Source organism: Phyllobacterium sp. CL33Tsu (genome assembly GCF_900113985.1).
In the GTDB taxonomy this organism is placed as follows: domain Bacteria; phylum Pseudomonadota; class Alphaproteobacteria; order Rhizobiales; family Rhizobiaceae; genus Phyllobacterium; species Phyllobacterium pellucidum.
Genome location: NZ_FORJ01000003.1, coordinates 439,559 through 459,676 on the forward strand (window position 1 = coordinate 439,559; position 20,118 = coordinate 459,676).

15 protein-coding genes are annotated in these 20,118 nt (G+C 56.9%); 5 read left to right on the forward strand and 10 right to left on the reverse strand.

Annotated elements, in window-relative coordinates; translation table 11 throughout:
• Positions 1–6 precede the first annotated feature (6 nt).
• The 9 genes from BM074_RS14735 to BM074_RS14775 all read right to left on the reverse strand — a co-directional run bounded on the left by BM074_RS14735 (position 7) and on the right by BM074_RS14775 (position 11,713).
• Positions 7–2,139, reverse strand: a complete 2,133-nt coding sequence (locus BM074_RS14735) for a site-2 protease family protein (RefSeq protein WP_091922944.1) — start codon at positions 2,137–2,139, stop codon at positions 7–9.
• Positions 2,139–3,581, reverse strand: coding sequence for an efflux RND transporter periplasmic adaptor subunit (locus BM074_RS14740; protein WP_139217679.1), 1,443 nt, complete (start codon positions 3,579–3,581; stop codon positions 2,139–2,141). The genes BM074_RS14735 and BM074_RS14740 overlap by 1 nt, the downstream gene beginning before the upstream one ends.
• A gap of 4 nt (positions 3,582–3,585) precedes the next feature.
• A complete protein-coding gene (locus BM074_RS14745) occupies positions 3,586–4,338 on the reverse strand; it encodes an efflux RND transporter periplasmic adaptor subunit (protein ID WP_175499027.1) in 753 nt (250 codons plus the stop codon).
• Between the two features lie 4 nt (positions 4,339–4,342).
• Positions 4,343–6,142 (reverse strand): TolC family protein, encoded by a 1,800-nt coding sequence (locus BM074_RS14750; protein WP_244532868.1) that lies wholly within the window; start codon positions 6,140–6,142, stop codon positions 4,343–4,345.
• Between the two features lie 719 nt (positions 6,143–6,861).
• Positions 6,862–7,650: an ABC transporter permease gene (locus BM074_RS14755; RefSeq protein WP_091922953.1), complete on the reverse strand. Its 789-nt coding sequence runs from the start codon at positions 7,648–7,650 to the stop codon at positions 6,862–6,864.
• Positions 7,647–8,789 (reverse strand): ABC transporter permease, encoded by a 1,143-nt coding sequence (locus BM074_RS14760; RefSeq protein ID WP_244532869.1) that lies wholly within the window; start codon positions 8,787–8,789, stop codon positions 7,647–7,649. The genes BM074_RS14755 and BM074_RS14760 overlap by 4 nt, the downstream gene beginning before the upstream one ends.
• Positions 8,790–8,824: 35 nt before the next feature.
• Entirely contained in the window at positions 8,825–9,892 is a 1,068-nt protein-coding gene (locus BM074_RS14765) for an ABC transporter ATP-binding protein (protein WP_091922955.1), read from the reverse strand.
• A 120-nt stretch (positions 9,893–10,012) separates the two neighbouring features.
• Positions 10,013–11,053 carry an ABC transporter substrate-binding protein gene (locus tag BM074_RS14770; protein ID WP_091922958.1) on the reverse strand — a complete coding sequence of 347 codons (1,041 nt, stop codon included), beginning with the start codon at positions 11,051–11,053 and terminating at the stop codon, positions 10,013–10,015.
• 111 nt (positions 11,054–11,164) lie between these two features.
• Positions 11,165–11,713, reverse strand: a complete 549-nt coding sequence (locus BM074_RS14775; protein ID WP_027233199.1) for a cupin domain-containing protein — start codon at positions 11,711–11,713, stop codon at positions 11,165–11,167.
• 161 nt (positions 11,714–11,874) lie between these two features.
• Between BM074_RS14775 and hisD the strand changes: the two genes are divergently transcribed.
• Positions 11,875–13,149 (forward strand): histidinol dehydrogenase, encoded by a 1,275-nt coding sequence (gene hisD / locus BM074_RS14780; protein WP_091922960.1) that lies wholly within the window; start codon positions 11,875–11,877, stop codon positions 13,147–13,149.
• A 134-nt stretch (positions 13,150–13,283) separates the two neighbouring features.
• Here hisD and BM074_RS14785 read toward each other — a convergent pair whose 3' ends face one another.
• The gene (locus tag BM074_RS14785) at positions 13,284–13,799 is read right to left on the reverse strand and encodes a single-stranded DNA-binding protein (protein WP_091922962.1); all 516 of its coding nucleotides are present in this window, start codon (positions 13,797–13,799) and stop codon (positions 13,284–13,286) included.
• 417 nt (positions 13,800–14,216) lie between these two features.
• Here BM074_RS14785 and uvrA point away from each other — a divergent pair, with 417 nt between their 5' ends.
• From uvrA to glnA, 4 genes are all read left to right on the forward strand, one after another.
• The gene (uvrA, locus tag BM074_RS14790) at positions 14,217–17,138 is read left to right on the forward strand and encodes an excinuclease ABC subunit UvrA (RefSeq protein WP_091922964.1); all 2,922 of its coding nucleotides are present in this window, start codon (positions 14,217–14,219) and stop codon (positions 17,136–17,138) included.
• A gap of 59 nt (positions 17,139–17,197) precedes the next feature.
• Positions 17,198–18,004 carry a DUF72 domain-containing protein gene (locus BM074_RS14795; protein ID WP_091922965.1) on the forward strand — a complete coding sequence of 269 codons (807 nt, stop codon included), beginning with the start codon at positions 17,198–17,200 and terminating at the stop codon, positions 18,002–18,004.
• 242 nt (positions 18,005–18,246) lie between these two features.
• A complete protein-coding gene (locus tag BM074_RS14800; protein WP_027233194.1) occupies positions 18,247–18,585 on the forward strand; it encodes a P-II family nitrogen regulator in 339 nt (112 codons plus the stop codon).
• Positions 18,586–18,656: 71 nt separating this feature from the next.
• On the forward strand, positions 18,657–20,066 hold the full coding sequence (glnA, locus tag BM074_RS14805) for a type I glutamate--ammonia ligase (protein WP_027233193.1): 1,410 nt from the start codon (positions 18,657–18,659) through the stop codon (positions 20,064–20,066).
• The last annotated feature ends 52 nt before the right edge of the window (positions 20,067–20,118 follow it).

The window sequence follows — 20,118 nt, forward strand, 5'->3', positions numbered from 1 at the left end:
TATGCTTCAGAAACCGGACTCTCGAATGAGCACGGCAAGGGCGCGCCTTGCCGTCCTGCTGAATACACTTTCAGGATTGGCGTCGATCCTCACGACACCGCGCAGGACCGGCAAAGTGACCGGCTGGGCGGCATCGGTTGTCATTATGAACTGATATTGGGCTTCCACCGGGACCGCGCCTTTCTCCTTGTCTTCGTTTACAGCAATCGCGCCACCGTTGGTGGAAGACAGATAAGGCAGATCGAGCGCCGACACGCCTCCGGCACTGATTGAGGCCAGACGAACGCCGGATTTGGCCGTCAAAGGTTCGTCCGGTATAAACTGGCCTCGCGCACCGGTTTGAACTGCGAAGACGAGATCCTCGGGTACGTAGCCGCGTACCTGGTGGCCGCCGTCGGCAACCACTAGCGCCAGTTCCTCACCTTTGCCGACCCAACGATCCACGTGCAAATCAGGCGTGACGTCCTCTATCACACCGGCAACAGTTGCCCTCATCGTCAGGTCGTTCTCAAGACGCCGGTGGCCAGCCATCTGCTCGTCAAGACTGGCTATTTCCTGATCGATCACGATCGTGGCGTTGCGGTCAAGCTGGTCAGCGACCCGGCGCGCCCGGCGCAACAACGCCAAATCGAGGTTGGTCTGTGTCTTTACGAGGTCGAGTGTCAGCTTGGGCGATTCCAGCCTGTAGAGGATGTCGCCCGGTTTGACGTGAACCCCCGCCTTGACCATGATCTGCTTCAACTGCGCTGCGACGGGGGCGGCGATGCGTTGGACCGAAACCGGCTCCATCACAGCTGGCATTTCGACGCGATGCGGCCATGGGATCATGATCGACAACACGACGAGCACTGCGACGGCACCAGAAAGCCGATACCGGCGATGCTCGGCGATCCGATCCCGTAGAGCCCACCAGACCTTGATTTCATTGGCGACGGGTCGTGCGACGAACCACAAGATTTCGACGGTAAACAGGAGGATGCCAAGCATCTTGACCTGCGTCATGTGGTAGACGATGAGTGCAATACCAATGAACAACCCAAGGCGGTATATGCAAACGGCGAGAGCGTAGAAGACAATCATTGCTCGGCGGCGCCATGACCAGTCCTCCGGACACGGAGCCTCAAGGTTGAACAAAAATTCCCGTATTGCCCAGCGAAATAGAGCGAAAGCGCGCGGTTGCAGATTAGATATCCGCCAATAATCGCTAAGCAGATAGTAGCCGTCGAAGCGCATCAATGGGCTGAGATTGATCGCAAGGCTCAGCACCCAACTCGCGGTCGCAATGAAGAAGCAGGCACTCTTCAGGATCCCGTCGGGCAACAATGCCCAAAGGAATGTTGCAATCGCCGCTATGGCGAGTTCAACCATCATGCCGGCACCGCTCACCAACAGGCGCTGCCGACGGGATTGCAAACGCCACGTGTCGGTTACGTCGGTATAAAGAACCGGAGCAAGTACGAGAAATGCGATACCCATGGTTGGTACCCGGCAGCCGAAATGCTTCGCAGTGTAGGCATGGCCCAATTCGTGAAAAATCTTCACGAAGAACAACGCCACCGCATAGCCGAGCGCGCCTTCCAGCGAAAAGAAGAACAGGAACGTGTGAGAGAACGTGTCCAATTGGCGTGATGCCATGAACAAGCCAGCAAGCCCGAGCAGGGCGATGGTCGATAGGGCCACGCGAGATGCGAACAGCCGGGCAACGGGCAGCGTCGTCTGCAAGAACCGGTCGGGCTTCAGCAAAGGCACGCGGATAAAGAGGTAATTGTGCAAAAGCCAGGAGAGAGGCCCGCGCCGCCTGTCCTGCTGCTTCTTATAGACAGACTTCCAGCCTGCAATGGGTTCGGCAAACAAGCCGGCCTGATCGAGCATCATTGTCAACTGATAGAGATCCTCAAGCGAGACCTCATCACCCAGTTGTGCGGTCAAATGGACAGCCAGCGCATCGAGTTGCACGTTGCCGCGCCAGTGCTGCAATATCTGGTACGCTCGTTCATCGACCTCGTGATAGCGGTGTGCGATCGGATCGTAGACCAGCCAATGCCCCTCGCCGCTATCCCTCGAGCCCGAGTGCAGACGCAGGTCCTGCCGCAATGCCGGAGCAACAACCGACCCTTGGCCTTGGGGAGGATTCGTCATCACAAACCGACCTTCTGCCGGAGCCACGTCAGAGGCCGCCGGAAAAGATAGTAGCCAAGCGGGGCTTTATCACTGAATAGCTGGGCCGTACCCCGTACGCCCGGCCGGGGCAGCGGACGACCGGAGTCAAACTGCCCGTCGATGCGATAGACAAGTCCCTGCCCTTCTACCATTCGGGCTTGTTGGCTGGTGGAGCTGACCGTGGCCTCAAGAGGATTGAGCGGATCGCCATCAAGAAACGCGCGGACGGGGGCACCTGGCTTAAGATTCAGCACCTCGGCAACCGGGAGGTTGGCTCGTAATTCGACCTTGTTCACGTCGGCGATTTCCAGAATGCGTTGCCCGGTAACCACGGGCTTGCCAACCCATTCCTTGCGGTCCGCGTAGACCACGATGCCATCTCGCGCCGCACGAATTTGCGACTTTTCAAATGTGTCTTGCGCAAAGTCGCGCTCGGCGATCTTGAGCTTCAGTTCGGCACGCGACTGTGCAAGTTCGCGCTTTGCGCTCTCATCGACAAATGAGCTTTGCTGTAGTTGCCGCAACTTCGCGACCGCAACGCTGACTTCCTCTTCAGCAATCCGCAACTGGTTGCGTGGAACGGTGTCCACATACTGAACGACCACGTCCCCGGTTTTGACCATGGAGTTGGGAGCCGCAACAATATTATCGATCACACCGTCAATCGGCGCGGCGACGACGAACGGATCTTGCGGAACCACTTCCATGGGCGCCAGCGCAGTCATCGGCACCGGATAGAACATGGTGGCAATAGCGGCGATTGAAAGAAGGTAAAAAAGGCCACGCAAATGGGGCCGCATCTTGTGGCGTGGCACCTTGTGTACAAGAACAGTCGCAGCGTGCGCTGCCGTTCCTGCAATCCGGTCGCCGATGGCGATTTGTCCCTCCTGGAACGGCTGCTCCCCAACGACAAGTACGCCACTGGCCGGTTTCACATTCGGGTAGCTCAGCGGCAGCCAATATGCTTGCGCAAACGGGAATGTACGTGCCTCGTGTTCTTCAGCAGCGGAGCCGCTCCTTAACGTCAGGGGGGACATTTTTTCCCACCCGAGCGGAGGTGGATGCGTTTTGAGTTCCTTCTGAAGCCAGCGAATAGCGGGCGCGTTACGATCGATCTCGCTGGCGCCCGACACCTTGATTATGCGGGGATCTCCCGAACGAATATCAAGGAAATACGCTATGCGGGCCTCCGTCATCTTGCGGATCTCGTTAACGAGCAGAACGCTGAGCTCGTCGACGCTTCGGCAAGCCCGAATCTCTCCTTCGACGCGTAACAAATGACGCAGTGCCGCAACGGCATCGTCTTGCGGCACTTGGGCTACAGGCGTGTTGGGGTTATTGCTCACGATGGGTGCGGCTGTCGGTGCACCGGCACCGCCACCTATTCGAACAACCGTTTTAGGCGCGGCTTGGATAGTCAAGGCACTACCTCTGGGTTCCGGGTTGTTTCAATTCCGCGCTGAGGCTCATGCCGGGCAATATGTTCGGGGAGCTCTCAGCAAAAACAGCCATTATTTTCACCGTCTGGCTTACGGAGTCCACGGTGGCCGCAATACGCTGCACGGTCGCATCATGCACGGTATCCGTTTCATCGACAGTAACACGAAATTTCAAACCGGGCTTTATCCATTGGAGCCACAATGACGTTACGATCAGCTCGATTTCCAGACGGTCCGTGTTGACAAGCCGCATAAGCGGCTCATTTGGCTTGGACATCTCATATGCCTTGGCCCGCATTTCGGCGATTCTTCCATCGAATGGCGCTGAAATCGTACACTCCGCGACCTGAACTGCGAGGGTTCCCGCTTGAGCTTGCGCCTTCTCATATTTGGCGCGGTTCTGTTGAACATCAAATCGGCCAATAGCCTTGCGCTTATCGAGCTCGATACTGTTATTGAGGGCAATCTTGTTGAACTCCACTTCGGCGCGGGCCGCGTTGAGTTCGGTTTGGTATTTGCCACAGTCGAACGTGATCAACACTTCGCCCTTCTTGAACCCTTCGCCCTCCCGTCGTGTAATTTCCACAATTCGGGCATTGAGCTCCGTGGAAATGAGCGCGTCGTCGATTGCGCGGACCAGACCGCGCACGGGCTGCTGCACATCCTGTGCAGATACGGTTCCTACGTTTGAAAGGAGCGCCACGCCTATCCATCCAGTGATGAATAGCGCGCGGAACACCGCCTCAATCCCGTAGTGAGGTCGTGGATACCTTGATCGCTCGTCCGGGCGTCGCGACCTCTTGGACCACGGAAGTTTCGGGAGCCGTCATAACGGCTGCATAAGGTTTCACCGTCGAGACTGATCCGGTCGTGAGTTTAGACGTGGCATCGGGTGGCGACTGAAGGGCAGATTGGGTTGCGGCAGCGTCCGCCTGGGCCAGCACCGTGGTCAGATCGCCGCGGCCCACCCATGTTCTGCGCAACGCATCCTTGATCTCCGAAACGCTGGCCCTTTCAATATCGACGGGCGGATAAGCGTCAAGGCCAATCGACGCGTAGATGTTGCCATAGGCGTTCTGAAGATTGGCATAGGCAAGATCATAGCGGACGTCCGAGACGACGGTGTTCATCTCCTCACGGATAAGCGTCTGTTCACTGGTCTGTTCGGTCGTGGTGGACGCAGCAATCTGGTCAAGCAACCTGTGCTGAACGCTCTTCAACTCGCCGGCAGTCGACAGTTCTTTTTGTGCATGCACATAGCGTGCGCGGCTTACATAGACCTGCGTCATGATAGCCATGGTCAGAGCCAGCGAGCGCTGATCCAGTAACTCTGCCTGCGATGCGACCAGCTTCTTCTTTTGCGGATACTGGAAAACCTTCAACAGGTTCCAGCTCGCCTGCGCACCCCACCCAACCCAATTGTCGTTATAAAGGAACGAGTTGGTGCTGACACTTGGCCCGACAAACACATCTAGACCAGGCAGCATCTCGAGCAGCGCAGCATCAAGCTCCTTCTCGTTGCTTCGCAGGCGATAGGCTACGTCGCGCACTTCCGGACGGTTCATGATGGCAACACGAATGAGCCTGCTTGGATCCACGTCGACGGGCGGCTTGCCCATGCGGGTTCTCTCACTGGAAAGCCGGAAATGCGAGTTCGGCGGCACATTCATCAAGGCTGCAAGCTGGCTGCGCGCAATGCGAAGTTCGCCTTCGATTTGCTGTGCGTCACGGCGGATTTCAAGCAACTCGCGTTCATGTGTTAGTGCAACGATCGGCGAGGTCTGCCGCTCGGCTGCGAGCGCGCGCGAGTCGGCTATCGCCCGGCGGGTCTTACCTTCGAGGGAGTTGAGGCGGGAAAGCAACTTCTCGCTGGCAATCGCGCGCCAGTAGGCGGTGCGCACATCCTCGACGATCCGGTTAAGTGCCTTTCGGCGCGCTTCGCGCTGCATCATCACCTTGTCCGCGGCCTGTTGGGCGCGAACATAGGAAAGGCCGAAATCAAGAACATTCCAGCTCAGTGTGATGTCTGAATCGAGCATGTTCTTGTCGGTACTGGTCGATGGTTCAAGAGACTGTTGATTGGTCAGAACCGAGGTGCTCGAACTCGCCAACACATTGTCTCGGCCAGTATACCCGGAATTGACAACCAGGTTTGGCAGCCCCTGGTAAGTGGCAAGGTTCAGTTCCTGAAGATTAACTGCCTCCTGCATCAACTCGACCCTTTGATCGAGATTGTACTTCAATGCGCGGGCAGTAGCTTCATACACGTCGATGGAACCGCTAACCGGCTCCTGTGCCGCCACGACACGGGACAAATTGCTATTGGCGATCTTGCTCAGAGCAAGTTCATCGAGCGGCTTTGGAACAACTGTGCACCCGGCGATGATTAAAGCCGTAGAAAGCAAAAGTAAGGACTTTAAGGCCATTCCAAACCTGCACAGTTGAGAACATATACTCTGATACGTTCGAACCCCTTCTGAGCACCGGTGCGCCATAAAGGCGCCAAATCCCCTGTCAAAGAAAATCAGTGTAGTGAGTTGCAACTGATTCTTTATGCGTATTCCAAGGTAATCAACCAGAACTACATTAGCCAGCCGCTTCTAAGCCACCTCCAAGAAACACGTGAGGTTGTGTCCTTTTCGCCTCATGCGTGTATTCCGTGAGTGAAAGCCAAGCGCATTGCTCAACGATTCTCTATCAAATTCGCTTGCAACGGTAGTTGGACCAAAGGCCAACGAGGGCGTGACTTTTCCGAATGTCTATCGCCGAACAGAATGCGCGATCATTGTCTTCGCGCCCTGATCACATTCTGAGGTAACAACTGCGATCGGGTTTGAAATCCCGGCTGTTTAAAAGTCACAGTTTGGAGAAGATGACAAACACGCAGTTAGCCCACGCTCTTAGACAATGCGCCGGTTCTTAAAGCTTGCTCAACTTCCTCAGAAATCCGATATTCTTTGTCTTCAATCAGATACTCGACAGCCTAAAGCACATCATCGTCGCCTTCAGCGCGCCGAACCCGACTGCAGCGACGAGGTCGTAGCCGCGGAACTGGAACAGGTGGATCGAGAGCATCGAGGATTCAGGGCCGCCCGAGTCGAAATCCTGGAATTCCTCACACCCGACCCGCGTGCCGCTGGACGGTGGAGGCTTTCAAATGCACTGGGGGCGACGACCTGTTCTACTGCTTTGCGGCAAATTGAACGGACCCGGGATTTGAGTTGGTGGTCAGAAATAGGCTGTGCGCAGAGGCGAGCCGAGCTTATACCGCAGTGGCCTTGGTTCTTCGAGAAAGATTTAGAACTATCGCTATCAGAATCGTGCCCACAATAAAAACGAAGGCGGCGGCGGCGATCGCGGGACTGATGTTTTCCCGGATCGTTGAAAACATCTGCCGTGCGAGCGTCCGCTGGTTGGGACCCGCCACAAACAAAGTCAATACGACTTCATCCAGCGACGTTGCGAAGGCGAAAACGGCGCCAGATATGATCCCCGGGAGTGCCAGCGGCAGGGTGACTTGTCTCAGCACGGTAATGGGTGCCGCGCCGAGACTGGCCGCAGCCTGCTCCAATCGTCGGTCTATTCCTTGGATAACCGCAAGGACGTTGACGACGACAAAAGGCACTGCCACTACGGTGTGAGCGATAATCACTCCGAGGTAGGTATTCGTCAGGCCATACCGGGCAAACATCAATTGCATGCCGACACCCAGCACTACCGCGGGCACCACCATCGGCAAGAGAAAGATCGTCTTGATGATCGCAAGGACGGGCGAAAGCTGCCGGTCGCGCAGTCCAAGCGCACCGACGGTGCCAAGAACGGTCGCCAGCACCGTTGTGCCACTCCCAATGACCAGGCTGTTCACGATCGAACGTTGCCAGACACCAGCGGTGAACAACTCCACAAACCATCGTGTCGAGTATCTAGGAATCGGATAGTTGAGGAAGACGCTGTCGGTGAAGGCAAGCGGAAGGATGGCGATCAGCGGTGCGACCAGAAAGAAGATCGTTGCGCCTCCGAAAACGATCTTAGCAACACGCAACACGTTCATGGACGCGCCTCCCGGTCTGACGAGAGTCTGAGGTATATCGCATAGAGGATCATCGTCGCGGCCAGCAGCACCAGTCCGAGCGCCCCTGCCATTCCCCAATTTGCCGCGCCCGTAGCGTAGTATGCGATGACCGAACTGATCATCTGATCCTTGGCTCCGCCGATCAGTGCGGGGGTGATGTAGTAGCCGAGCGCACTCATGAACACCAGCAATGCACCGGAAACAACGCCGCGCAATGAGAGCGGCAACAAGACACTCAAGAATGCCCTGACGGGATGAGCGCCCAATGACGCGGCGGCGGGCATAAGATTCTTGGGAATACCGATAAGCACGCTGAAGATGGGAAGCACCATAAAGGGTAGTAGAACATGGGTCATGGCGATGATGACGCCGGTACGGTTGAAAATCAGCGGCAGCGGGGCGGAAATTATCCCAAGATACGTCAACATGGAATTGATCGGGCCTCTGTCCTGCAACAGGATGAACCAAGCGGCCGTTCGCACCAGGAGGGACGTCCAAAGCGGCAACAGGACTGCACCCAGCAACAATTGTCGCTTCCAGCCGTCGACGGACGCGGTGATCATCGCGAACGGCAGTCCGATCAAAACGCAAGCCAACGTCACCGTCAGTGACATCACGAACGTCCTGATCATAATAGCCTTGTTCGCAGACGCATCGGGTGGCAGCGCTACGATTGTGTTGGATGCATCCCGTTGCAGATCAACTGCCGCCAAAAGATTGCGGTCTGTAATCGTTGATGATGTGGCTACCGTGACGGCTTGCCAGTAGGAAGGATCGGCCCATCGCCTGTCCAAAGCGACGAGGTCGATATTGCCGCCCGCTTCCAAAGCCGCAGCGCGTGTCTTTGGCATCAGGGTTCTGAACCCGGATTTCGCGCTGTTGAGGCGTCGGACGAGATCTCCGAACAACTGGTCCTCCCCGATCTGGCGTAGGTCTGCAACCAAAGCAGCCTTCATTTCATCAGATGGAGGACTTGTGCGGTCCCAGCCCGAAACCGCACGGGCGGTGGCGGGCAGCACCTCCGCCGCCACGGGGTCTGACACTGCAGATTTCATCATCGAGACGAGCGGAACCGCGAAGAACAAAACAAGAAAGAGGAAGAGGGGCCCGACAAGCATTAGCGAAACAAGTCGCTTGTTAAGCCCTGATCGATTCATGGCCCGACCACCCAGCAATCGGTAGGCAGAAAGAAGAGTTGCACTTCTTCGCCAATCGAGAGTGCCGGCTGGCTGCGATCCGTCTTGACGACAATCGACTGACCGTCGGTTTTCGCAATCAACCGTAGGTGGTCCCCGTGATAGACCACATCCGAGATTACCGCGGTGATGATGTTCCCGGAAATCTTCTCCCGTCCCACCTTTATCCGTTCCGGCCTTATTGATAGGCACACGTTACCCTTCAGAAGACGGTTCGAACCAAGCTCCACGACAACCTCCCGTCCGCTTTGCAATCGGACGCGGGTGGTGAGACCCTCGGTGCCTTGAACTGACCCGCGGACGAGATTCGTCTCGCCGATGAACTCGGCTACGAATTGCGTATTCGGATGGTCGTAGATGTTCGTAGGAGTGCCAATTTGTTCGATCTTCCCACCATTGAAGATTGCTATTCGGTCCGACATCGTCAGTGCCTCGGACTGATCATGGGTGACAAACACGATCGTCAGTTCGAGTCGCCTGTGCAGTTCCCGAATGTCCAGTTGCATTTGCTCTCGCAATTGCTTGTCCAATGCGCCAAGGGGCTCATCCATCAGAACCACCTCTGGCTCGAAGATGAGGGCCCGCGCCAAGGCGACACGCTGCTGCTGGCCGCCGGAGAGCTGGGAGGGACGCCGGTCTGCGAGCGCGCCCAATTGCACCATATCAAGCGCTTTTCCGACGCGCCCATTCATTTCTGTGCGGGAGAAGCCGCGCATTTTTAGCGGAAAAGCCACATTCTCAGAGACGGACATATGCGGAAAAAGCGCATAATTCTGAAAGACGACGCCCATGTTCCGCTTGTGTGGTGGCAAACAATCGATCCGCCGACCGCCAGCCCAGATCGTACCGTGTGAGGGATTCTCGAAACCCGCGAGCATCATGAGTATGGTCGTTTTTCCAGAACCGGACGGTCCAAGCAGGCTGATGAACTCCCCCTTGCCGATCTCCAGATTCAGGCCCTCGACAACGGTCAAAGCGCCGAAGGATTTGCTGACTTCCTCCAACCGGATGAAAGGATTGCTCATCGTGGTCACCTCGGCTCTCGCGAAACAGTGCGCGACGGGTACGGCGTTGTAAACGACCCACCTGTCCGTCACGACGGTGTATACAAAGGCGCTGACGAACCTGCGCCTTTGTAGTCCACATTACTGTGCTAGCCAGGCATTGAAACGTTGCGTCAGGGCTTCGGAATTGTCTGTCCAGAAGTCGACATCCAGCGTAATCGCGCCTTTCAGATTATCCGGCGAAGTAGGAAGCTCAGCTTGATATTTTTCCGGCACGAGCTTGCCGGCCTCGATGTTAGGCAGTCCATAGGCAATATACTGGGGCAACTGGGATTGGTTATCCGGCTTGCTTGCATAAGCTATGAAGTCCAAAGCCGCATCCTTGTTGGGACTATCCTTCAGGACCACCCAACTATCGATTGCATATATGCTGCCGGGAAACACGAAACCGAAATGCTTGCCCTCGGTCCTATTCAGTCCAGTTATGCGCCCGTTATAGGCGCTCGTCATTACCACCTCGCCGGAAGAAAGGAGTTGAAGCGGCTGTGCTCCGGCTTCCCACCAGACGATATTCGGCTTGAGTTCATCGAGTTTCTTGAAAGCCCTGTCGACACCTTCCGGGGTAGCGAGAACGGTGTAGACTTGATCGGCAGCGACCCCATCCGCCATCAAGGCGAATTCGAGCGCATATTTGGCGCCCTTGCGCAGGCCACGTTTACCCGGAAATTTCTTCGTATCCCAGAAATCTGCCCATGAAGTGGGAGCCTCTTTCAGCTTGTCACCATCATAGGAGATACCCGTAGACCAGACGATCGCACCAACTCCGCAGTCGCTGACAGCAGCGGGCAAAAACTTGGATTTGCCGCCGAGCTTTTCCCAATCGATCTTTTCGTAAATGCCATCCGCGCAGCCGAGCGCCAATTCCTCAGCCTCTACCTGTACCGCATCCCAGTTCGGAACACCCGCTTTCACCTTGGCCTGGAGCACGCCGTATCCACCGTCCCAACTTTCATCCAGCACCGGCTTGCCTAGCTGCTTCGCGAAGGGTTCGAAGTAGATCTTGCGCTGAGCGTCCTGATAGTTGCCGCCCCAGGACACCACCGTCAGGTCACGCGCTTCCGCTGCTGCAATTCCAACTGAAGTCAGCGCGCATGCAATCAATGCTGCGTTCAGGATTTTCATTGTCATTCCCCTTGTTTTTGTATGACAAGCTAACAAATCACAGTTTGATTTGATTGAAAGCCCGATTAAATTTGTTGGTGATTAAATTCACCGAATTGAGCTGTCATGCCATCAATATGTCGGCGGCGTTATTGCGCTCAAGATCTCGCTTTTCTCCTCACTGACATTGCGGAACCGATGCAAAAGTCGGCTATCGAAATAGTAGCCATCACCCTTATTCAGAACCTTTTTCTGGCTGCCGACAGTCACTTCGACCGATCCGCTGATCACCATACCTGACTCCTGCGCCGCATGCGCAAAAGCCTCCCCGGTATCAGCTCCTATCGCGTAGGTCTCATGCAGCATCAAGAGTTGCCTGTTGGGATGATTGAGGCCGATGACCCGGTACGAAATTGTCTCGACTTTGCCTATCTCCACCAATTCCTCGGCTCTATAAAAGGGGGTATAGGGAAGGCTCGATTGGAGATCGCTGAAAAACCCGGGCAAAGTTGTTCCAAGCGCGTCCAGGACGGCACTCAGGGTGTCGACCGACGGGCTCATCTTGTCCCTTTCGATCAAGGAAATAGTGGAGTGTGATATGCCGGATCTTGCGGCGAGTTCACGCACGCCCAAATCGCGCCTGCGCCGCATTTCCCTCAGCTTAATGCCAATCTTTGGCATGACATCCTCCTTACGCAAAGGCCTAGGGACTTTTGGGGGACTACCTGACGCCTCCATCTTCTGGTGAGTATACTGAACAATACTCTGGGGGCAATTGCAGTCGACCGGCGGGTGCAGGATTGTGACAATATCCTACGGCGCAAACCAACAAGAGATTAAAAATGGACGAAAATATCATACATCTCAAGTCACCCAAGCCGCCCTTGGCATCGGACACCGACCTAATCGAGACGACGGTGAAGGATATCATTTCGAACGTGAGGGCGCGGGGAGATGAGGCCGTAAGACAGTATGCACGGACATTTGACGGGTCAGATCTTGCCACGTTCGAAGTGAGCATGGAGGAGCGGCTGGAAGCCATTGCCAACCTCGACCCTCAGACCAGAAAAGACACAGACTTTGCCATCGAACGGGTGAAGGCGTTTGCCGAGGCGCAATTGCGCACCATCCTCCCCCTGGAATTCGACGCGCTTCCGGGACTGCATCTCGGACATCGGATCATTCCGGTGCAGGTTGTGGGCGCCTATGTGCCTGGCGGACGGTATCCGATCCTCTCTGCGCCAGTCATGACAATCGTCCCAGCAAAGGTCGCGGGCTGCGACCAAATCATCGCTTGCCTACCGCCCAATGCCCATCCGGCCATGATTGCCGGCTGCCACCTGTCTGGTGTCGACAGGATTTTCAAGGTGGGCGGCGCGCAAGCTGTTGCTGCCATGGCGTTCGGCACCGAAACCATCCCCGCGGTGGACAAGATCGTCGGACCAGGCAACGCCTATGTCAATGAGGCCAAGCGGCAGGTGTTCGGGCAAGTGGGAATCGATCAATTGGCCGGACCGAGCGAAATATTCGTGGTTGCTGACGAAACCGGGGACGCTGAGATGATAGCCACCGATCTTCTGGCGCAGGCGGAACATGATGTCAGGACCCGTGTGGGACTGATCACGACTGATCGAGGGCTGGCCGAGGCAACCTTGAAGGAGGTCGAGCGTCAGCTTGAAACGCTGCCCACGGCCGACGTTGCGGGCGTCGCCTGGCGCGATTACGGCCAGATCGCGGTCTGTGCCGATGAAGACACGATGATAGCATATTCCGACCATATCGCGGCTGAGCATCTCGAGGTTCACACCCGCGATCCCCATTCGACTGCGGCAAAGCTACGAAATTACGGCTCTCTCTTCATCGGGAAGCTTGCAAGTGTAGTGTATTCCGACAAGTGCTGCGGTACAAACCATACCCTCCCAACAATGGCCGCAGGACGCTACACTGGCGGCCTTTGGGTGGGATCCTATGTCAAGGTTTGCACGCACCAGTGGCTCGACAAGCGAGGTGTCGCTGCGGTGGCCCCGCCGGCAGTACGGCAAAGCCGGACGGAGGGCATGGAGGGCCATCGGCGTGCGGCCGCACTCAGAATTCGCCAAGGCGAGTCGGCAATCTGAGCCCTCTGCGTTCGAAGATTGCCCGTCGCTGAGCATCTGGCAACCGAAACTGCTACGCAGCCGATAGCCGTCGGCATTAGGAGTACCTTCCGCTCGTAGGTGCGATTGCTTTACAAATACTCGACTATTCCGGCCTAGAACGGGATTTCGTCGTCGAGATCGCGGGAGAAATTCCCGCCAGAACTGGAGGAACTGCTCGAAGACGATGCGTTGGAACGGCCGAAGTCGGAGCCATAGTCATTATCGGAAACCTGCCCGCGCGCCGAATTGTTGTCGAAGGACCGGCCACCGCCCTCGCCGCGCGAATCCAGCATCTGGAGTTCGCCGCGGAACTTCTGTAGCACGACCTCGGTCGAGTAGCGGTCATTACCGGTCTGGTCCTGCCATTTGCGTGTCTGCAGGGCGCCTTCGAGATAGACCTTCATGCCCTTCTTCAAATATTGCTCGGCGACCTTGGCGAGATTGTCGTTGAAGATGACGACGCTGTGCCATTCGGTCTTCTCCTTGCGCTCGCCGCTGTTCTTGTCGCGCCAGCTTTCCGAGGTGGCGATGCGCAGATTGACGACAGGATCGCCAGAACCGAGCCGCCGCACTTCCGGGTCAGCGCCAAGATTGCCTACCAGAATGACCTTGTTGACACTGCCTGCCATGATATGAACTCCATCAACCCTGTTCTAAAAATTTCGGCCATCATACAGAACGCGCATGGACGGCGGGCAATTCATTACCGCTATCCACAATATACAGCCCGCGCATTTCCCGCTTCGCCGTCCAGCTGACAGGCTCCTGCCAAATCTGTCAGGAGGTTTGGCATATGATTGTTGTGCAACCTGTCGCCAGGATGCCGCACAATGCACTTTCATCGCGAAGCGCTTTGCGCCGATCGGCAAGTCCCTTGCCCTTTGTTCTATTTTTGTTCTATCACTTGCCCAAGCAATGTCAACATGGCTATGGTGATTCCGACCGGGTTTGATCTCGTAAATCGCCAAAGACTTTCTAAATAAGGGAAAGTCTCTCGCCTGAGAGCAATCCCTCCTTCCAAACGGCGTGCCTCAAAGGCAAGACTCATGAGCGATCAGAAGTATATTTCCATTCGCGGTGCTCGCGAACACAACTTGAAGAATATTGACCTCGATCTGCCGCGCGACAAGCTGATTGTCATGACGGGGCTGTCCGGATCGGGGAAGTCGTCGCTGGCCTTCGACACGATCTATGCTGAGGGACAGCGTCGCTATGTCGAGAGCCTTTCGGCCTATGCGCGGCAATTCCTTGAAATGATGCAGAAGCCGGACGTCGACCAGATCGATGGCCTATCGCCGGCAATCTCGATCGAGCAGAAGACAACCAGTCGCAATCCGCGTTCCACGGTCGGCACGGTTACGGAAATCTATGATTATCTGCGCCTGCTGTTTGCGCGCGTCGGTATTCCCTATTCGCCGGCAACGGGGCTGCCGATTGAAAGCCAGACGGTCAGCCAGATGGTCGATCGCGTCCTGGAGCTTGAGGAAGGCGCGCGCCTTTTCATTCTCGCGCCGATTGTCCGCGGCCGTAAGGGTGAGTACCGCAAGGAACTGGCGGATCTGCAGAAACGCGGCTTCCAGCGCGTCAAGGTGGACGGCATCTTTTATGAAATCGCCGATGTCCCCGCCCTCGACAAGAAGTACAAGCACGATATCGACGTTGTGGTCGATCGTATCGTCGTGCGCCCGGACATGTCGGCGCGCCTTGCCGACAGTCTCGAGACCTGCCTGAAACTCGCCGACGGTATCGCGATTGCGGAATTTGCCGACAAGCCGTTGCCGGCTGACGAGACGGCGAGTGAATCCGCCAACAAGTCGAAGAACGAGACCCATGAACGGCTCATGTTCTCGGAAAAATTTGCCTGCCCGGTTTCGGGATTTACCATTCCCGAGATTGAGCCGCGGCTGTTCTCGTTCAACAATCCATTCGGCGCCTGCCCGACCTGCGATGGACTTGGCACGCAAAAGGCCATCGATCCGACCATGATCGTGCCTGATGAGAATGTGACCCTCAAGAACGGAGCCATCGCACCGTGGTCGAAGTCGAGTTCGCCCTACTACAACCAGACGCTGGACGCGCTCGGCGCAGCCTATGGCTTCAAGCTTGGCGACCGTTGGAGCGATTTGAGCGAAGAGGCCCAAAAAGCCATCCTCTATGGCACCGGGAACCGCGAAGTCCAGTTCGCCTATGATGACGGTCTGCGGTCGTACCGCACGACCAAGCCTTTCGAGGGTGTCATTCCGAACCTCGAGCGTCGCTGGAAGGAAACGGATTCCGCCTGGTCGCGTGAGGAAATCGAACGCTTCATGTCCGGCACCCCCTGCCCGGCCTGCAACGGCTACCGGCTGAAGCCCGAGGCGCTGGCCGTCAAGATCGGCGGATTGCACATCGGCGAGGTCACTGAGAAGTCCATCCGCCATGCCGACGCCTGGTTCCGCGACATCGACAAGACGTTCAATGACAAGCAGACTGAGATTGCCGCGCGCATTCTCAAGGAGATCCGCGAACGCCTGCGCTTTCTGAACGATGTCGGCCTCGATTATCTCGCGCTGTCACGCAATTCCGGCACCTTGTCGGGCGGCGAGAGCCAGCGTATCCGGCTCGCCTCGCAAATCGGCTCCGGCCTGACGGGCGTTCTTTACGTCCTCGATGAGCCGTCCATTGGCCTGCACCAGCGCGACAACGAGCAATTGTTGAAGACGCTGCGTCACCTGCGGGATCTCGGCAACACGGTGATCGTCGTCGAACATGATGAAGACGCGATCCTGACGGCTGATTATGTCGTCGACATTGGACCGGCGGCTGGCATCCATGGCGGCGAAATCATCGCCCAGGGAACGCCCGCCGACATCATGGCGAGCCCAAAATCGCTGACCGGCAAATACCTTTCCGGCGCGATCGAAGTAGCCGTGCCATCAGAGCGGCGCAAGCTGAACAAGAAGCGCATCAAGGTCGTTGGCGCACGCGGCAACAATCTCAAGAATGTTTCGGCGGAAATCCCGCTCGGCACCTTTACAGCGGTGACGGGCGTGTCGGGCGGCGGCAAGTCGACCTTCCTCATCGAAACACTTTTCAAGGCTGCGTCGCGGCGCATCATGGGTTCGCGGGAGCACCCGGCGGAGCACGATCGCATCGACGGGCTCGAATATCTCGACAAGGTGATCGATATCGACCAGTCTCCCATCGGTCGCACGCCGCGCTCCAATCCGGCGACCTATACCGGTGCGTTCACGCCGATACGCGACTGGTTTGCCGGGCTTCCCGAGGCGAAAGCCCGCGGCTACCAGCCCGGCCGCTTTTCCTTCAACGTCAAGGGCGGACGCTGCGAAGCCTGCCAGGGCGATGGCGTCATCAAGATCGAAATGCACTTCCTGCCCGACGTCTATGTCACCTGCGACGTCTGTCACGGCAAGCGCTACAATCGCGAAACGCTCGAAGTATTGTTCAAGGGCAAGTCGATCGCCGACGTGCTCGATATGACGGTCGAGGAAGGCGCGGAGTTCTTCGCCGCCGTTCCGGCCGTTCGCGACAAGTTGCAAACCCTGGCCAAGGTCGGCCTCGGCTATATTCACGTCGGACAGCAAGCCAACACGCTTTCCGGCGGCGAGGCGCAACGCATCAAGCTCGCCAAGGAACTGTCGCGCAAGGCTACCGGCCGCACGCTCTACATCCTTGACGAACCGACGACGGGACTGCACTTCCACGACGTGGCGAAGCTCCTTGAAGTGCTGCACGAACTGGTTTACCAGGGCAACACGGTGGTGGTCATCGAGCACAACCTTGAAGTAATCAAGACTGCGGACTGGGTGATCGATCTCGGGCCGCATGGCGGCGACGGCGGCGGCGAGATCGTAGCGGTCGGACGTCCAGAGGACATTATCGAGGTCGACCGCTCCTATACCGGTCATTTCCTCAAGGAACTTCTGAACCGGCGGCCCGGCCACAAGGCCCAGGCGGCCGCCGAGTGATCAAGAACCCGCCACGGCCGTGGCGGGTTTTTCGTATTGGCATAGCGGGAGGAGAATAAATGACCGACAGCGGCACCGTGCGCACCGGCATCGGCGGATGGATATTTGAACCCTGGCGCGGCACCTTCTATCCGAAGGGCCTGTCAAAGACCAAGGAACTGGAATATGCCGGCCAGCACCTCCAGACCATCGAGATCAACAGCACCTACTACAGCACGCAAAAGCCGGCGACTTTCGCCAAATGGGCCTCGCAGGTGCCGGATGGTTTTATCTTCTCGGTCAAGGGCCATCGCTTCGTCACCAATCGGCGGGTGCTGGCGGAAGCCGGTGAATCCATCGAATTTTTCTGCAAGTCCGGAGTGGTCGAACTTGGTGACAGGCTCGGCCCGCTCGTCTGGCAATTCGCGCCGACGAAAAAATTCAACGCCGAGGATTTCGGCGCGTTCCTCGATCTTCTGCCGGAGAAGGAGGCGGGTCGCGCCCTGCGTCATGCCGTGGAAGTCCGCAACCCCTCCTTCGTCGATCCGGAGTTCATTGCGCTTGCCCGCAAGAAGAACGTTGCGGTGGTTTATGCCGAGCACTTCGAATATCCCGAAATCGCCGACGTGACCGCGGATTTCGTCTATGCGCGTTTGCAGAAAGGTGACGATGCGGTCGAAACCGCCTATCCGACGGAAGCGCTAGACAAATGGGCCGACCGCGCCAAGGACTGGGCAAACGGCAACGTACCCGAGGATCTGCCGCTTGCCGCTCCCGACGAGAAGGCACAGAAGCGCCAACGCGACGTGTTTGTTTATTTCATCCATGAAGGCAAAGTGCGCGCTCCGCAGGCAGCTCAGGCACTCGCACAGCGAATCAAGCAGTAAGCCGACACTTGCCCTCGGATTACCGCATAATTTTTATGCAGTGTGCTTATTTTTTAATCTGCCTCCTCAGCCGGTTTTCGAGGCAGTGATACCTTCGAATAATGCGGCGGGGACAAATGCGCCGCCCGCTACGCCGTAACGTCGATATTTGTGACTACGCCGCCGAATTGGCATAGTTCCTGCTTTTGTTGAGGCAAGCGGGCAAGAGGCTCGTTTTGTGTACATAGGGAGATTATTCTCTGATGAAGAAAATCGAAGCCATCATCAAACCATTCAAGCTGGATGAGGTGAAAGAGGCACTGCAGGAAGTGGGGCTTCAAGGCATTACCGTTACCGAAGCAAAGGGCTTCGGCCGCCAGAAGGGCCATACGGAACTCTATCGAGGCGCCGAGTACGTCGTCGATTTCCTGCCGAAAGTGAAGGTCGAGATCGTACTTGGCGACGATTCCGTCGAGGCCGCCATCGAGGCGATCCGTAAGGCCGCGCAAACCGGCCGCATCGGCGATGGCAAGATATTCGTCTCCAACATCGAGGAAGTCGTGCGTATCCGGACAGGCGAGTCCGGCATCGACGCAATCTAAAGCTAACTCTCCCATCTGCTGGCACGTTCGGGCCGGCAAATCCAATCATCGTCACCGAGTGAGGAAAAAACATGACCACCGCCAAAGACATCCTGAAACAGATCAAGGACAACGATGTGAAGTTCCTTGACCTTCGTTTCACCGACCCCAAGGGCAAGCTGCAGCACGTGACGATGGATATTGCAGAAGTCGATGAAGACATGTTCGCCGATGGCGTCATGTTCGACGGTTCCTCGATTGCCGGCTGGAAGGCCATCAACGAGTCCGACATGGTGCTGATGCCCGACACTGACACGGTTCACATGGATCCGTTCTTCGCCCAGTCGACAATGGTCATCCTGTGCGACATCCTCGACCCGATTTCCGGCGAAGCCTATAATCGCGACCCGCGCGGCACCGCCAAGAAGGCCGAAGCCTACATGAAGGCACAGGGCGTCGGCGATACGATTTTCGTCGGCCCGGAAGCCGAATTCTTCGTCTTTGACGACGTCAAGTACAAGGCCGATCCCTACAACACAGGGTTCAAGCTCGACTCGACCGAACTGCCGTCCAACGACGACACCGACTACGAGACCGGCAATCTCGGCCACCGCCCGCGTATCAAGGGTGGCTATTTCCCGGTCCCGCCGATCGATTCCTGCCAGGACATGCGCTCGGAAATGCTGACTGTCCTCACCGAAATGGGCGTGCGCGTTGAAAAGCACCACCACGAAGTGGCGGCTGCCCAGCACGAGCTCGGCGTCAAGTTCGATGCGCTCACCCGCAACGCCGACAAGATGCTAATCTATAAGTACGTCGTGCATCAGGTGGCCAATGCCTACGGCAAGACCGCGACCTTCATGCCGAAGCCGGTTTTCGGCGACAACGGCTCGGGCATGCACGTCCACATGTCGATCTGGAGGGACGGCAAGCCGACATTCGCCGGCAATGAATATGCCGGTCTTTCCGAGAACTGCCTGTTCTTCATCGGCGGCATCATCAAGCATGCCAAGGCAATCAACGCTTTCACCAACCCGTCGACCAACTCGTACAAGCGCCTGGTACCGGGCTACGAAGCGCCGGTTCTGCTGGCCTACTCCGCCCGCAACCGTTCGGCTTCCTGCCGCATCCCCTTCGGCTCATCGCCGAAGTCGAAGCGCGTGGAAATCCGTTTCCCCGATCCTTCGGCCAATCCTTACCTCGCTTTTAGCGCGATGCTGATGGCTGGTCTCGACGGCATCAAGAACAAGATCCATCCCGGCCAGCCGATGGACAAGGATCTCTATGACTTGCCGGCCAAGGAACTGAAGAAGATCCCGACTGTTTGCGGCAGCCTGCGCGAGGCCCTGCAGAGCCTCGACAAGGATCGCGGCTTCCTCAAGGCCGGCGGCGTCTTCGACGACGATCAGATCGATTCGTTCATTGAACTGAAGATGGCCGAGGTTATGCGCTTTGAAATGACCCCGCATCCGGTCGAGTATGACATGTATTACTCGGTGTAAGCACCTCATATAAAAACGAAAAACCCCGGCTTGGGCCGGGGTTTTTTATTGG

Coding starts and splice junctions, on each gene's coding strand:
- BM074_RS14735 (WP_091922944.1), bottom strand. CDS start 2,139: ATGACGAATCCTCCCCAAGGCCAAGGGTCGGTTGTTGCTCCGGCATTG.
- BM074_RS14755 (WP_091922953.1), bottom strand. CDS start 7,650: ATGAACGTGTTGCGTGTTGCTAAGATCGTTTTCGGAGGCGCAACGATC.
- BM074_RS14760 (WP_244532869.1), bottom strand. CDS start 8,789: ATGCTTGTCGGGCCCCTCTTCCTCTTTCTTGTTTTGTTCTTCGCGGTT.
- BM074_RS14765 (WP_091922955.1), bottom strand. CDS start 9,892: ATGAGCAATCCTTTCATCCGGTTGGAGGAAGTCAGCAAATCCTTCGGC.
- BM074_RS14770 (WP_091922958.1), bottom strand. CDS start 11,053: ATGAAAATCCTGAACGCAGCATTGATTGCATGCGCGCTGACTTCAGTT.
- BM074_RS14775 (WP_027233199.1), bottom strand. CDS start 11,713: ATGCCAAAGATTGGCATTAAGCTGAGGGAAATGCGGCGCAGGCGCGAT.
- hisD (WP_091922960.1), top strand. CDS start 11,875: ATGGACGAAAATATCATACATCTCAAGTCACCCAAGCCGCCCTTGGCA.
- BM074_RS14785 (WP_091922962.1), bottom strand. CDS start 13,799: ATGGCAGGCAGTGTCAACAAGGTCATTCTGGTAGGCAATCTTGGCGCT.
- uvrA (WP_091922964.1), top strand. CDS start 14,217: ATGAGCGATCAGAAGTATATTTCCATTCGCGGTGCTCGCGAACACAAC.
- BM074_RS14795 (WP_091922965.1), top strand. CDS start 17,198: ATGACCGACAGCGGCACCGTGCGCACCGGCATCGGCGGATGGATATTT.
- BM074_RS14800 (WP_027233194.1), top strand. CDS start 18,247: ATGAAGAAAATCGAAGCCATCATCAAACCATTCAAGCTGGATGAGGTG.
- glnA (WP_027233193.1), top strand. CDS start 18,657: ATGACCACCGCCAAAGACATCCTGAAACAGATCAAGGACAACGATGTG.